The sequence below is a fragment of the Brevundimonas diminuta genome (genome assembly GCF_039673845.1).
GTDB lineage: Bacteria > Pseudomonadota > Alphaproteobacteria > Caulobacterales > Caulobacteraceae > Brevundimonas > Brevundimonas diminuta_E.
The window spans coordinates 41,797-54,126 of the sequence record NZ_JBDJMK010000009.1 but is presented as its reverse complement, the minus strand read 5'-3'; the positions used below and the strand labels follow the sequence as shown (position 1 = coordinate 54,126).

At 69.9% G+C, this 12,330-nt stretch carries 14 protein-coding genes; 7 read left to right on the top strand and 7 right to left on the bottom strand.

Features of this window, described 5'->3' with window-relative positions; translation table 11 throughout:
• Positions 1-49: 49 nt before the first annotated feature.
• The 3 genes from ABE454_RS11200 to nadC all read left to right on the top strand — a co-directional run bounded on the left by ABE454_RS11200 (position 50) and on the right by nadC (position 3,467).
• Complete coding sequence (locus tag ABE454_RS11200; protein ID WP_346531693.1) at positions 50-928, top strand: metalloprotease; 879 nt, start codon at positions 50-52, stop codon at positions 926-928.
• 4 nt (positions 929-932) lie between these two features.
• Positions 933-2,510, top strand: coding sequence for an L-aspartate oxidase (locus ABE454_RS11195; protein ID WP_346531691.1), 1,578 nt, complete (start codon positions 933-935; stop codon positions 2,508-2,510).
• 147 nt (positions 2,511-2,657) lie between these two features.
• Positions 2,658-3,467: a carboxylating nicotinate-nucleotide diphosphorylase gene (nadC, locus tag ABE454_RS11190; protein WP_346531933.1), complete on the top strand. Its 810-nt coding sequence runs from the start codon at positions 2,658-2,660 to the stop codon at positions 3,465-3,467.
• 7 nt (positions 3,468-3,474) lie between these two features.
• Here nadC and ABE454_RS11185 read toward each other — a convergent pair whose 3' ends face one another.
• Positions 3,475-4,635, bottom strand: coding sequence for a cell wall hydrolase (locus ABE454_RS11185; protein ID WP_346531689.1), 1,161 nt, complete (start codon positions 4,633-4,635; stop codon positions 3,475-3,477).
• Between the two features lie 425 nt (positions 4,636-5,060).
• Between ABE454_RS11185 and ABE454_RS11180 the strand changes: the two genes are divergently transcribed.
• The 4 genes from ABE454_RS11180 (at position 5,061) to ABE454_RS11165 (ending at position 7,973) form a co-directional block, all read left to right on the top strand.
• Positions 5,061-5,258 carry a hypothetical protein gene (locus ABE454_RS11180; protein ID WP_346531687.1) on the top strand — a complete coding sequence of 66 codons (198 nt, stop codon included), beginning with the start codon at positions 5,061-5,063 and terminating at the stop codon, positions 5,256-5,258.
• 235 nt (positions 5,259-5,493) lie between these two features.
• Positions 5,494-5,856, top strand: coding sequence for a DUF6481 family protein (locus tag ABE454_RS11175; RefSeq protein WP_346531685.1), 363 nt, complete (start codon positions 5,494-5,496; stop codon positions 5,854-5,856).
• 312 nt (positions 5,857-6,168) lie between these two features.
• Positions 6,169-6,645, top strand: a complete 477-nt coding sequence (locus ABE454_RS11170) for a Dps family protein (RefSeq protein WP_346531683.1) — start codon at positions 6,169-6,171, stop codon at positions 6,643-6,645.
• Positions 6,646-6,761: 116 nt separating this feature from the next.
• Positions 6,762-7,973, top strand: a complete 1,212-nt coding sequence (locus ABE454_RS11165) for a cell wall hydrolase (protein WP_346531681.1) — start codon at positions 6,762-6,764, stop codon at positions 7,971-7,973.
• 38 nt (positions 7,974-8,011) lie between these two features.
• On the opposite strand, the gene trxB is transcribed toward ABE454_RS11165, so the two are convergent.
• The 6 genes from trxB to ABE454_RS11135 all read right to left on the bottom strand — a co-directional run bounded on the left by trxB (position 8,012) and on the right by ABE454_RS11135 (position 12,267).
• Positions 8,012-9,031, bottom strand: coding sequence for a thioredoxin-disulfide reductase (gene trxB, locus ABE454_RS11160; protein WP_346531679.1), 1,020 nt, complete (start codon positions 9,029-9,031; stop codon positions 8,012-8,014).
• A 108-nt stretch (positions 9,032-9,139) separates the two neighbouring features.
• The gene (locus ABE454_RS11155) at positions 9,140-9,484 is read right to left on the bottom strand and encodes a hypothetical protein (RefSeq protein ID WP_346531677.1); all 345 of its coding nucleotides are present in this window, start codon (positions 9,482-9,484) and stop codon (positions 9,140-9,142) included.
• Between the two features lie 156 nt (positions 9,485-9,640).
• Entirely contained in the window at positions 9,641-10,669 is a 1,029-nt protein-coding gene (locus tag ABE454_RS11150; protein ID WP_346531675.1) for a mitochondrial fission ELM1 family protein, read from the bottom strand.
• Positions 10,660-11,133 (bottom strand): transcription elongation factor GreA, encoded by a 474-nt coding sequence (gene greA, locus ABE454_RS11145; protein WP_313416173.1) that lies wholly within the window; start codon positions 11,131-11,133, stop codon positions 10,660-10,662. Before greA ends, ABE454_RS11150 begins: the two co-directional genes overlap by 10 nt.
• Positions 11,134-11,313: 180 nt before the next feature.
• On the bottom strand, positions 11,314-11,544 hold the full coding sequence (locus ABE454_RS11140; protein WP_346531673.1) for a hypothetical protein: 231 nt from the start codon (positions 11,542-11,544) through the stop codon (positions 11,314-11,316).
• A 54-nt stretch (positions 11,545-11,598) separates the two neighbouring features.
• Positions 11,599-12,267, bottom strand: coding sequence for a glutathione S-transferase (locus tag ABE454_RS11135; RefSeq protein ID WP_346531671.1), 669 nt, complete (start codon positions 12,265-12,267; stop codon positions 11,599-11,601).
• Positions 12,268-12,330: the final 63 nt, after the last annotated feature.

The following is a 12,330-nucleotide window of genomic DNA, read 5'->3' as shown; positions in this document are numbered from 1 at the left end:
GCCGCCGCGGCCCGTTGCGGGGCCGTCGCCGCGCGCCCAGTTCGAATCCATGAGCGACACAGACAACACCCTTCCCCCCGGCGGCCGCAGGCCCGGACCCTGGGACCCGCGTCCGGAAGAGGCGGCCCCTGCGCCCGCGCGCGCGACGCCGCGCTACAGCGCGCGCCATGAAACGCCGCAGGAGGACAAGGGCCAGCATCCGGTCTGGGCGGTGGTCTCGACCCTGCTTATGGCGGGGTTCCTGTGGTTTCTGACCGGCAGCTGGGTCGTGGCGGGGGCGGTGCTGTTCGGCCTGTTCGTGCACGAGTACGGCCATGTGCTGGCGATGAACCGGGTCGGCATGGGGCCGGCGCGCATCTACATCATTCCCTTCCTGGGCGGACTGGCGAAGGGCCAGCGCGAGCCGAAGAGCGAGTGGCACGGGGTGCTGGTGTCGCTGGCGGGGCCGGCGTTCGGGCTGCTGGCCATGATCCCCTTCGTGGGGGGCGGACTGGCGATGCAGTCGCAGGAATGGCTGATGGGAGCTTTCTTCATCGCCATGATCAATCTGCTGAACCTGCTGCCCGCGCCGCCGCTGGACGGGTCAAAGGCGCTGGGGCCGGTGCTGTCGCGGGTGCATCCGCGGCTGGAGCAGGTCGCGCTGCTGCTGATCGGCGGTCTGGCCGTGTGGTGGGGCGTGTCGACGGGGCGGTTCATCCTGGCGGTCTTTCTGGGGTTGGCGGTGTTCGGCCATCTGAAGCGGGGCGTCTGGCGTGCGGCGTGGGGACAGTTGAGCTGGCCCGAGGCGAGGCGCAGTCTGGCGCTTTATCTGCTGACGGCTGTTGTCTGCGCGGCGGCGGCGATCGGCGCCCTGCTGCCGCTGACGGGCGGGGCGGTCGAACCGGCGCTGGAGATGGGACTGCGTTTCTTCGGCGTGGGGGGCCGTTAGGCGAATGGCGCGCATCCGGCATGACGGGCCTCTGATCATCGGCGGCGGACTGGCGGGCCTGTCGGCGGCGCTGGAGGCCGAAGCGGCGGGCGCGCGGGTGCTGGTGGTGACGCCCGAGCCGTTGTTGAGCGCCTGCTCCTCCGCCTGGGCGCAGGGTGGGATGGCGGCGGCCCTGTCGCCGCAGGACAGCGCGGCCCTGCACGCCAGAGACACCGAGGGCGCGGGCGCCGGTCTGGTCGAGGCCGAGGCGGCGCGCGCCCTGACGGAGCGGGGACGTGAAACGGTCGAGTGGCTGGCGGCGCTGGGCGCGCCCTTCGACCGGGATGACGGCGGCGGCTTTTCCGTCAGTCTGGAGGCGGCGCACAGCCTGCCGCGCGTGGCGCGGGTGGGCGGCGACGGCGCGGGGCGGGCGATCCTGTCGGCCGTGGTCGCCGCCGCGCGGGCGACGAAGGCCATTGAGATATGGGAAGACGGGCGGCTGCGCGGCCTGATCCGCGATGTCGACGGTCGGGTGCGCGGCGCGGTGATCGAGCGGCGCGGGGGCCGTTTGGACGAGGTGTTTGCGTCTGCCGTGGTGCTGGCGACCGGGGGGATCGGCGGCCTGTTCGAGGCGACGACCAATCCGTCGGCCCTGCGCGGCGAGGGGCTGGCGCTGGCCTGGCAGGCCGGGGCCGAGATTCTGGACCCCGAGTTCGTGCAGTTCCACCCCACAGCCATCGACGTGGGGCTGGACCCGGCGCCGCTGGCGACCGAGGCCCTGCGCGGCGAAGGGGCGCGGTTGGTTGATGGGCAGGGCGGCTTCCTGCTGGGCGACCATCCCGACGCCGATCTGGCGCCGAGGGACATTGTGGCGCGGGCGGTGCAAGCGGCGCGGGTCGAGGGGCGCGGCGCCTTTCTTGATGCGACCAAGGCGGTGGGCGAGGCCTTTCCGCATGAGTTTCCGGCCGTCTTCGCCGCCTGTATGCGAGCCGGGCTGGACCCGCGTGTCAGCCCGATTCCGGTGGCGGCGGCGGCCCACTATCACATGGGCGGGATCGTCGCCGACGACGAGAGCCGCACGAGCGTCCCCGGCCTGTTCGCCATCGGCGAGTGCGCGGCGACGGGGGTGCATGGGGCCAACCGGCTGGCGTCCAACTCCCTGCTGGAGGCGGGCGCCTTCGGGCGGCGCGCGGGGCGGGCGGCGGCGGCTGAGGCCCAGCCCGAGCGGCGGCCGCTGGCGGCGGTGCAGGCGATGACGGATCTGCCGCCCGAGACGCTGGCGACCCTGCGCGCGGCCATGACGCGCCATGCGGGCGTGGTGCGGGACGAGGCGGGACTGACGGCGCTGCTGGCCCTGATCGACGAGCTGGCGAAGGCCTATCCGGCGCCGTCCTGTCTGACGGCGGCGCGGCTGGTCGCCGAGGGGGCGCTGAACCGGCGCGAGAGCCGGGGCGGCCACTATCGCCGCGACTTCCCCGACAGCCTGCCGAGGGCCGAGCATACGCGGATGCGTGGGCCGGTTGAACTTAACGCCTCACGCTCAGGCGCCGCCGCCGCCGTCATTCCCGGGCTTGTCCCGGGGATCGAGAAACTCTCAGCGTGAATGTCGGACGCCGCCGCTTTGAACATCGGCCTCGGCGCGTCTGGATTCCCGGGACAGGCCCGGGAATGACGAAGACAAGAAGACAGTAAGAAGGACGTTTCCGTGACCCGAACCCTGCCGGACCTGCTGATCGAGCCCGTGGTGCGCATGGCGCTGGCCGAGGATCTAGGCCGCACAGGCGATGTGACGGCGCAGGCCTGCATCCCCGAGGACGCCCGCTTCAAGGCCGTGTTTTCAGCGCGTCAGGCCGGGGTGATGGCGGGCGGGGCGGTGGTGCGGATCGCCGTCCACGCGCTGGACCCGCAGGCGACGGTGACGGTCAAGGTCGCGGACGGCGAGGCGTTCGAGGCAGGGACGGTTCTGGTCACGGTCGAGGCCAACGCGCGGGCTCTGCTGTCGGCCGAGCGGACGGCGCTGAACCTGCTGGGCCGGATGTGCGGCATCGCCACCCTGACGCGGACCTATGTGCAGGCGGTCGCGGGGACGCACGCGCGCATCGCTGATACGCGCAAGACCACGCCGGGCCTGCGCGCGCTGGAGAAGCACGCGGTGGCGTGCGGCGGCGGGCTGAACCATCGCTTCGGGCTGGATGACGCCATCCTGATCAAGGACAACCACGTCGCCGTCTGCGGCGGGGCGGGCGAGGCGGTGCGTCGCGCCAAAGCCTTCGCCCCGCACCTGATGAAGGTCGAGGTCGAGGTCGACGGGCTGGATCAGCTGGACGAGGTGCTGGCCGAGCGGCCGGACGTCATCATGCTGGACAACTTCAGCCTGTCGGACATGGCCGAGGCGGTGCGGCGCGTGCGCGCGGCCGCCGCGCCGGTGGTGCTGGAGGCGTCAGGCGGGGTGAACCTGAACACGGTCGCGGGCATCGCGGCGACGGGTGTGGACGTCATCTCCGTGGGCGCCCTGACTCACTCGGTTCCGCAGCTGGATATCGGGCTGGACGAGGCCTGACGCGGGGTCAGGCCTCGGCGGCGATGGCGATCGGAGCGGCCGGAGCCGCGGCCGCGGTCTTGACCGTGGCGGGCTGGGCGGCGGCAGCGCGCGGCGCGGCGGCGACGGGCGCGGTTTGAGCCGGGCGGGCGGCCGCAGGCGCGGTTGAAGCGGGCTGAGGCGTCGCCGGGGTCTTGTCGCCGGCGGCGACGGCTTCGCGCGCCAGCACGGCGGTATAGGCGACGGCGCCCGGGACGTTGCGCGCGGCCTCGACGGGGTCGAGGCTGGCCTGCACCAGACGGGGCGCGGCCTCGGCCGGGCCGGACGGGCGCGGGTTGTAGGCGAAGGCCTGACTGGCGCCGGTGCGGCCGCCGAAGCGGTAGAAGAGGTGATCGCCGACCTGATTCACGCGGATCAGATTGTTGCGCCATGACGGCGAGACGGCGGTGGTGTGGAAGTGGGTGGCGTTGCCGACGGCGCCGAAGACGTGGCCGGACAGGGCCTTGGTCGCCACTTCGCGGGCGCGGTTCCAGGCGCTGCGGTTGACGGCGCCGCGCATGGCGCCGTTGCAGGTGAAGCTGAACTGGCAGCCCGAACCGCGGTTGGCGCCCTGATAGACGACGCCGCAGACGGTCTTGGGGAATGCGGGGTGACGGGCGCGGTTCAGCACCACCTGGGCCACGGCCTTCATGCCGTCGCGGCCCTCGCCGCGCGCTTCATAATAGACGGCTTGCGTCAGGCATTCGAGGTCGCGCGACTGGTCCAGCGCGCCGTCGAGGCGGAAGGGGCGTGCGGCGGAGACGCGGGTCGCGCCGTTACCGTCGCGGCGCAGGCCGTCCTTGCCCTGAAGCTGTTCCAGACGGGCGGTCAGCAGCTCCGACTGGCGGTCGCGCTGCGCGGACCCGGCGACGGAATAGGGGTCGTGGCGGTGGGCGATGGCCAGGGCGCTGGCGTCCAGTCCGCCGGCCGCTTCGGCCAGGGCTTCCTGGGTATAGCCCCCGGCGCCTGCGCCCTGCAGGCGCTCGGCCTGATTGCGCACGGTCGAGGCCTGGGCGGCCAGACCGCCCAGATAGGCCCCTCCGACAGCGAGGCCGACAACGCCGCCGAACGCCGCCGCAGCCGTCGTCGGGCGCAGGCGGAATGAGCGGGCGGCGTGCATCAGCGCGCGCGTCTGCGAGGAGAAAGACAAAGGCGTAGTCCTGTACAACAGGGCGAGGATGCCGCCCCCGTAGATCCGAACCCCGGCGACAAGGACGCGTCGCGCTTGAGCGGGTTCGGGTGAACGCCGACTGACGCCGGCCCTCGAAGGCGGGCCTTTATCCATCTGTTTATGGCCTCATTGTGACTGATTCGCCAGAAACATAATTCTTCGAGCATAGGGAAAAGCGCTTAAAGTCTTTATTTCTGATCGTTTAAATCGTGACGAAATTGCGGTTCAGATCATCTTGCGATGACTGTATTGATATGCTGTGCGAAGATTGGCGCTGACCGGCTCGGGGGGTGAATAAGCTATTGGGCGGGGTGCGACATCTTGGATGACAGAGTCGCGCCACAGATGGGAACCGGGCGTCGATTCCCGCGTTGCAAGCTCTGCTATTTCAAGGAGTTGAGCCTATGACCCGCACTGCTATCCGCCTCGCCCTGATGGGGCTGGCCGGCGCCGGGGCCGTCGCACTGACCGCCTGCGGCCATACCGTCGAACAGAAGGCCGCCACCGGCGCGGTCGCCGGGGCCGTGGTCGGCGGACCGGTCGGCGCCGCCGTCGGCGGTGCGGCGGGCGCGGCCGTCGGACACGCGCAGAAACCGGACTGAGCCGCCCCGGTCGCGCCCGTCGCCTGCGGCCTGATCGGGGGCGAAACGGGCCAGAACGGCGTCAAAACCCATGAAATCAGGCTGTGGAGCTTGATTTCGGCGTGAAATTCGGCTTTGCCCTCCCGCCGGGCCGAGCGTGTCGGAACACGTCCTGCGCTCCGGCTTGCGGCCGTCGCCCTGGCGATCGGCCCTTTTCGTTATCTTCATCCCCTGTAAAGGACACCCGCCTCTCAGCATGCGCGACCTCAAGAACACCGGCTTTAACGACCGCCTGTCCGCCCAGAAAGACGCCAAACAAGCCCTGCTGGCCCGGTTCAAGCCGAAGCCGACGGTTCAGGATCCCGAGTTCGAGAAACTGGCCGAAAAGCGCGCCGCCGAGAAGGAGGCCATCCGCCAGCAGCACGAACTGGCCAAGGCCGAGGTGCGCCGCGAGAAGGCCGAGAAGGAAGCCGCCCGTCTGGCCGCCGAAATGGCCGCTCAGGAAGAGGTGGACGCCGCCAAGCGCGCGGCCCGCAAGGAGCGCAAGCAACTGACCAAGGAAGAGCAGAAGGCGGCGCGCGACGCCCGCTACGCCGCCCGCAAGGCGCGCCAGCGCTGAGGTCAGGCCGCCTTTTTCTCCGGTGGAGAAGGGGCGGCGACAGCAGGATCAGACGAAGGGCTGGGCGGCGATGGCTGCGCAGCCCTTTTGTTTTGGCCCCGCCCGCGTCGGGTGAAGGGTGATTTTCGTCCCGGCCCGGATGAAGGCGGGCAAGGGCGCCCATGATAGGATTGTTTATCGCAACGCTCGTGCGGCCAGGGCGTTGTAGAGGCGAAGAGTCCTGCGACGGGTCGCCGCCTGCCCCTTGGAACAGGCGTCCGGCGACCTAAGTGCAAGGGCGATCTTCACACAGCACTGCAAACGGGAGCCGTCATGAACGCCATCGACACCGGCCTTAAATCCAAGGAACGCGAAGCGGTCGCGCGCGAACTGTCCAAGGTTCTGGCCGACAGCTACGCCCTTTATCTGAAGACGCACGGTTACCACTGGAACGTGCGCGGGCCGGAATTCTTCAGCCTGCATAATCTGCTGGAAGAGCAGTATCGCGATATCTGGGGCGCGCTGGACGACATCGCCGAACGCATCCGCGCCCTGGGCGAACTGGCCCCGCAAAGCGCGTCGGCCTTCGCCAACCTGACCTCGATCAAGGATGGTGATCCTGAGAAGGATTCCACCGCCATGCTGCAGGAACTGGTCAAGGACCACGGCGTCGTCCTGGCCACCGCCCGCGCCGCCCTTGAGGCCGCCGATGAGGCGGGCGACGAGGCCTCGGTCGATCTGATGACCGAGCGGCTGACGGCGCATGAAAAGGCCGCCTGGATGCTGCGCTCGACGCTGGGCGAGCGATAGGCGCTGCCGGTTCCGCCTCACGGAACGGTAATCTTCGCGTCTGAAAAGCGCCGGATTGAGCGGTCAAGCAGATCAGTGATTTCCGGCGCGGCCCTGCGCCGCTATACGGACGCGGAATGAACGCCAGCCGCCTGCATCTGCTGAAGACGACCGGACGCCGGGCCATGGCCGCGGCGCCCGCCGCCATGGCCGTGACGCTGGCGGCCATGGGCGTGGCGATGTCGGCCAGCTCCAGCCCGCGTCCCGATATCGACCGCACGGCCGAGGCCCTGGCCCGCGCCACCGGCGGCGATCTGGGCGCGCAGGGCATGGCGGCGGTGATGGCGCGGCTGGACGCCGGGCAACTGGCGATCGCGCGACGCCATGATCCGGCGCTGGGCCTGCCTGAGCTTTACGGCCTGACGCCGGGATGGGAGAGCCTGACGCTGGGCGGCAAGCCCTCTCTGGATCAGGGCGCGGTCGGTCTGGCGGCCCAGCAACTGAACGCGGCCATGCCCGACGCCATCGGGGCGCTGCAGCCTGCCCAGCCCTTTGTCTTCCGCCCCGCGGACGAGGCGTCGCGTCGCCGCGCCCTGCGCTGCCTGACGCAGGCGGTCTATTATGAGGCTGCGCTGGAGCCGACCGAGGGGCAGGAAGGCGTGGCCCAGGTCGTGCTGAACCGGGTGCGCGATCCGAACTATCCGGCCAGCGTCTGCGGCGTCGTCTATCAGGGCGCCGAGCGGACCACGGGCTGCCAGTTCAGCTTCACCTGCGATGGGTCGCTGGCGCGCGGGCCGGTGGGCTGGGCGTGGGATCGGGCCGAACGGGTCGCGGCGCGCGCCCTGGGCGGCCATGTGGCGATGCGCGTGGGCACGGCCACCCATTACCACGCCGACTATGTGCATCCGTGGTGGGCGCCGACCCTGTCCAAGATCACTCAGGTCGGGGCGCACATCTTCTATCGCTGGAAGGGTGCGGCCGGAGAAAGCGCCGCCTTCGCCCAGACCTATGCGGGCCGCGAGCCGGGCATCGACGAGGCCCGCTTCGCCCGCGCCCGCCTGCCGGAAGCCGATGAACTGCTGGCTACAGCCGCCGACAGCGTCGAGGCGGCGCTGGACGGCGCCCGCTCAGGCGAGTTGCGGACGGTCGAGATCGACGGCCAGACCCGCGTGGTCGGCATCGCCAGCCTGGGCGGCCGTCGTCAGGCCGGCAAGGACGAGATCGCCGCCATCAACGCCCGGCTGAAAGCCTTTGAAACCGGCGCCGCGCCCAGCGTGATGGTGACGGCTCCGCCGCCTGCCGGCGTAACGCCGATGGCCGTCGAAGAGGTCGGCAAGCCGAAGGGGTGAGGGGGCAGGCGGAGGCGCGTTGAAGCGCCTTCTGGACCTTACCAGGCGCCGATCTTCTCGGCTTCCTTGTGGCTGATGGGGTGGTGGGCGGCCTTGTGGTCTTCTTCGGCGAGGAAGCGGGCGGCTTCGAGGGCGGCCATGCAGCCCATGCCCGCCGCGGTGACGGCCTGGCGGTAGACGTCGTCGGTGACGTCGCCGGCGGCCCAGACGCCCTCGATGGCGGTGGCGGCCGTGCCGGGTTTGACGACCAGATAGCCGCCCGACTTGATTTCAAGCTGACCGGCGAACAGTTCGGACGAGGGCGCGTGGCCGATGGCGATGAAGACGCCGTCGGCGGGGATTTCGCTGATGTCGCCGGACTTGACGTTCTTCAGGCGCACGCCGGTGACGTTGCGGGCCACGCCGTCGACGACGCCGACGATTTCCTCGACCGCCGAATCCCAGATCACGCGGACCTTGGGATGGGCGAACAGGCGGTCCTGAAGGATCTTCTCGGCGCGGAACTCGTCGCGGCGGTGAACCACGGTGACGGTCTCGGCGAAGTTGGTCAGGAACAGGGCTTCCTCGACGGCGGTGTTGCCGCCGCCGACCACGACCACCTGCTTGCCGCGATAGAAGAAGCCGTCGCAGGTGGCGCAGGCTGAGACGCCGAAGCCCTGATAGGCGGCCTCGGAATCCAGACCCAGCCATTTGGCCTGGGCGCCGGTGGAGATGATGACCGTCTCGGCCAGCAGTTCAGTCCCTGAATCCAGCGTCAGGCGGAAGGGGCGCTGGGACAGGTCGGCCCTGGTGACGATGTCGTGGATGACCTCTGTGCCGACGTGCTCGGCCTGGGCCTGCATCTGCTGCATCAGCCAGGGGCCCTGAATGGTCTCGGCGAAGCCGGGATAGTTCTCGACGTCCGTGGTGATGGTCAGCTGGCCGCCGGGCTGCAGGCCGGCGATGATCACCGGGTTCAGCGAGGCGCGGGCGGCGTAGATGGCGGCGGTCCAGCCGGCGGGGCCGGAACCGATGATGGCGACGCGGACGGTGCGAGCTTGGGCGTTGGCTTGGGTCATGGGCCTATTTAGGCGCTGATTCCGCAAAGCGCGATGCCGCTGCGACATTTCGGAAGATGCTCCGGCGGCGCGTTGCGGATGCGCCGCCGGAACATAGGCGCGAAGGGATCAGGCCAGGGCTTCCTGACGGGCGTCCAGGGCGCGGTTCCTGCGCAGTTTTTCCAGCCTGTCGGCGACGCTGGACAGGAAGGCCTGACGCCGCGCGGCGGCTTCGGCCGGGTCGGAGCCGTCGCGCATGACGCGGCCGTTGAACAGGGCGGCGTCTTCGCGGATGCGGGCGACAAGGGCGGTCAGATGCCCCTTGCCCTTGTGCTGGTCCATGACCTTGGCGTGGGCGTCGGCTTCCCGCAGGCGGCGGGTCAGGGCTTCATCGACATCCTGCCCCAACTCGGCGCGGCCAGCCATGCGGCTGAAATCCTGGGTGTAGAGGCGGATGAAGTTTTCAACGATCAATTCAGCGCGTCCTTTCCGTGACGGAGCGAGGAGAGATCAAGACGCAGCCCGCCGCCCGGCGTTTCCGCCGTCGGTTCGTGCGCTGCATTTTGTCTTGAGCGTTCCATATGGGGACGATGGCGCCGTTTCGCCACCTTTACGGCCCGGCGGCGGTTTTCAGCGCGCCTGCATGGCCGCCAGAACGGCGCGGGCGGCGCGGTCCGTCTCGTTCAGCGGCGCATAGGTCCACGGCGTCAGGGCGCCGTCGAAGGGGCGGGCGGCGCCGCGGGCCTGAAGGTCGGCGTGCAGGCGGGCGAACTTGCCCGGCGCCTTTTTGGCGACCATGGGCAGGATGTGGACGGGCTTGCCGGTCGAGGCGGCCTCGGCGGCCATGTTGGCGCTGTCCTCGGTGACGAGGATGTGGTCGGCGCCGTCCAGCATGGCGAACAGGGGGTTGTCGCCCGTACCGTCCCAGATCCAGCCGGGCAGGGCCGACAGGTGGTCGGTCATCACGGCCCTAGCCGCCTGCGGCGTGCGGCGCGAATAGGTCAGCAGCAGGGCGCCGTTGGCGGCGGCGACGGCCTCGGCGATCCGGTCGGCCAGATGGGCGGCGTGGGCGGGCGGCAGGTCGAAGGCGGCGGAGGCCCCGCCCACCATCACCGTCACGCGCGGATGGGGCAGGAGGGCGATGCGCGCGGCGAAGGCGGGCGCGGCCTCGGCCAGACGCTGCGGCGTGATGCGGTGGGGGCTGCCGGTGATGGACAGGACGTTGGGGCCGCTGAGGCCGTCATGGGCGGGGGCGACGATCAGGTCATAACGGTCGTTGCGCCAGCGCGGGTCCTGGGTCTGGACGACGAAGGTCTGGCCGCCGCTCCAGTCGCGCACGCGGGCCGACAGGGGCAGGCTGGCACGGCCGGTGGCGATCCACAGGTCGGGCCATTGGGTCACGGCGCGAGGATCGAACGACCCCGGCGCCAGCATGGCGGGAGTCTTCAGGCTAGAAGGCCAGCGGTCGAAGGCGGGGCGCCAGCGGACGGTGTTTACGGCGATATCGGCGGGGGTCAGGCGGGCGACGGCCTCGGCCAGCCCAAGGGCCTGGTTCTGGATGCCGGTGCGGCCGTCGGACACGACCCAGATGGAAAGAGGGCGCGCGGCTGTGCCGCGCGCCCTGCCTTCAGCCTCGATGTCGGCGGAGGTTACTTCCACTCGACCTTGAGGATCTCATAGGCCTTCACCCCGCCGGGCGTGTTGACCTCGACCACGTCGCCGACCTCTTTCGAGATCAGGGCGCGGGCGATCGGCGAGGCGATGGAGATCTTGCCCTGCTTCACGTCGGCTTCGTGTTCGCCGACGATCTGATAGACGCCCTCTTCCTCGGTGTCCTCGTCGACGAAGGTGACGGTGGCGCCGAACTTGACCTGGTCGCCGGACAGTTTGGACACGTCGATCACCTGGGCGCGGGACAGCTTGTCCTCGATCTCGGCGATCGAGCCCTCGATCCAGCCCTGTCGCTCCTTGGCGGCGTGGTATTCGGCGTTTTCAGACAGATCGCCATGTTCGCGGGCTTCCGCGATGGCGGCGATCACGCTGGGTCGTTCCACCGATTTCAATTGCTTGAGTTGATCGTCGAGGGAGCGATATCCCTCGGCCGTCATCGGCACTTTTTCCATTGTGTCGTGAGTTTCTTGCTACGCCCGAAGACAGGTGAGAGACGTTCCGGTACCGCTGCGGCCACGGGGGCGTTGCGTGACCGGCCAAGGAAGGTAGGGCGCCCGACGCCCAAACTCAAGATAGCGAAACACTGTCATCCTGCGCGGCGCAAGCGCGCAGGCGTTTCCCGACGCCGCGGCTCAGGACGCCGGAGGCTGAACCGGCGGGCGGATCGAGGCGGACGGATCACGGCGCAGGCGGTCGCGGCCGAACGCCCGTCGCAGCGCGCTGAGGGCGATAAAGCCCAGACAGGCCAGCGCCATAAGCATGAAGACGCCGGACACCACCGCGACCCCGGTCGCGATGAAGGCGATGACGAAACAGACGGCCGCAAACAGGGCCGCGATCACTTGGGCGACAGACAGGCGCATGAAAGTGTTAACGCGCCGCAGGCCCGGCGGTTGCCGTCATTATGCGTTGGCCGGTCAGGCGTAGGCGTATTCGCCGCCGCGCTCCAGCGCCCGCTGATAGGCGGGGCGGGCGTGGATGGCGCTGAGGAAGCGGTCGATGTTGGGATAGGCGGCGCGGTCGATAGAGCGGCTGGCGGCGGCTTCCAGCGGAAAGCTCATCATGATGTCGGCGGCGCTGAAATCCGGGCCGGCGAACCAGCCGGTGGCGGCCAGTTCGGCCTCCTGCCAGTCGGCGTGGGTCTTCAGCTGGGGGTCGATGAAGCTGCTCTGGGTCTTTGCCGCCACGGCGTTGACGACAGGGCGCACCAGACCCGGCGCCCGTCTGGGCAGCTGGCTGAACACCAGCTTCATCAGCAGGGGCGGCATGGCGGACCCTTCCGCATAGTGCAGCCAATAGGCGAACCGCCGCCCGTCCGCCGTGCCCCGCGCCGGACGCAGGCGGCCCTGCGGGTCATGGGCGTCCAGCAGATGCTCGAATACCGCACCTGTCTCGGCGACGCGGATGTCGCCGTCGTCCAGCACGGGCGACTTGCCCAGCGGATGAACGGCCCTGAGCGCGGCGGGCGCCAGCAGGGTGGCCGGGTCGCGCTGATAGCGCCGGATCTCATAGTCGAGACCCAGTTCCTCCAGAAGCCACAGCACCCGCTGGGAGCGGGAATCGTTCAGGTGGTGAACGGTGATCATGGCCGGTGTCCTTCGCGCGCGCCGCCGCGTGGGCGGTCACGGCCGGATGCTGGAGCGCAGGTT

Excerpts from the sequence above, each read along its gene's own strand:
- ABE454_RS11135 (WP_346531671.1), bottom strand. The coding sequence starts at position 12,267 with ATGATCACCGTTCACCACCTGAACGATTCCCGCTCCCAGCGGGTGCTG.
- ABE454_RS11195 (WP_346531691.1), top strand. The coding sequence starts at position 933 with ATGGCGCGCATCCGGCATGACGGGCCTCTGATCATCGGCGGCGGACTG.
- ABE454_RS11165 (WP_346531681.1), top strand. The coding sequence starts at position 6,762 with ATGAACGCCAGCCGCCTGCATCTGCTGAAGACGACCGGACGCCGGGCC.
- nadC (WP_346531933.1), top strand. The coding sequence starts at position 2,658 with ATGGCGCTGGCCGAGGATCTAGGCCGCACAGGCGATGTGACGGCGCAG.
- ABE454_RS11180 (WP_346531687.1), top strand. The coding sequence starts at position 5,061 with ATGACCCGCACTGCTATCCGCCTCGCCCTGATGGGGCTGGCCGGCGCC.
- ABE454_RS11140 (WP_346531673.1), bottom strand. The coding sequence starts at position 11,544 with ATGCGCCTGTCTGTCGCCCAAGTGATCGCGGCCCTGTTTGCGGCCGTC.
- trxB (WP_346531679.1), bottom strand. The coding sequence starts at position 9,031 with ATGACCCAAGCCAACGCCCAAGCTCGCACCGTCCGCGTCGCCATCATC.
- ABE454_RS11170 (WP_346531683.1), top strand. The coding sequence starts at position 6,169 with ATGAACGCCATCGACACCGGCCTTAAATCCAAGGAACGCGAAGCGGTC.
- ABE454_RS11175 (WP_346531685.1), top strand. The coding sequence starts at position 5,494 with ATGCGCGACCTCAAGAACACCGGCTTTAACGACCGCCTGTCCGCCCAG.
- ABE454_RS11200 (WP_346531693.1), top strand. The coding sequence starts at position 50 with ATGAGCGACACAGACAACACCCTTCCCCCCGGCGGCCGCAGGCCCGGA.
- greA (WP_313416173.1), bottom strand. The coding sequence starts at position 11,133 with ATGGAAAAAGTGCCGATGACGGCCGAGGGATATCGCTCCCTCGACGAT.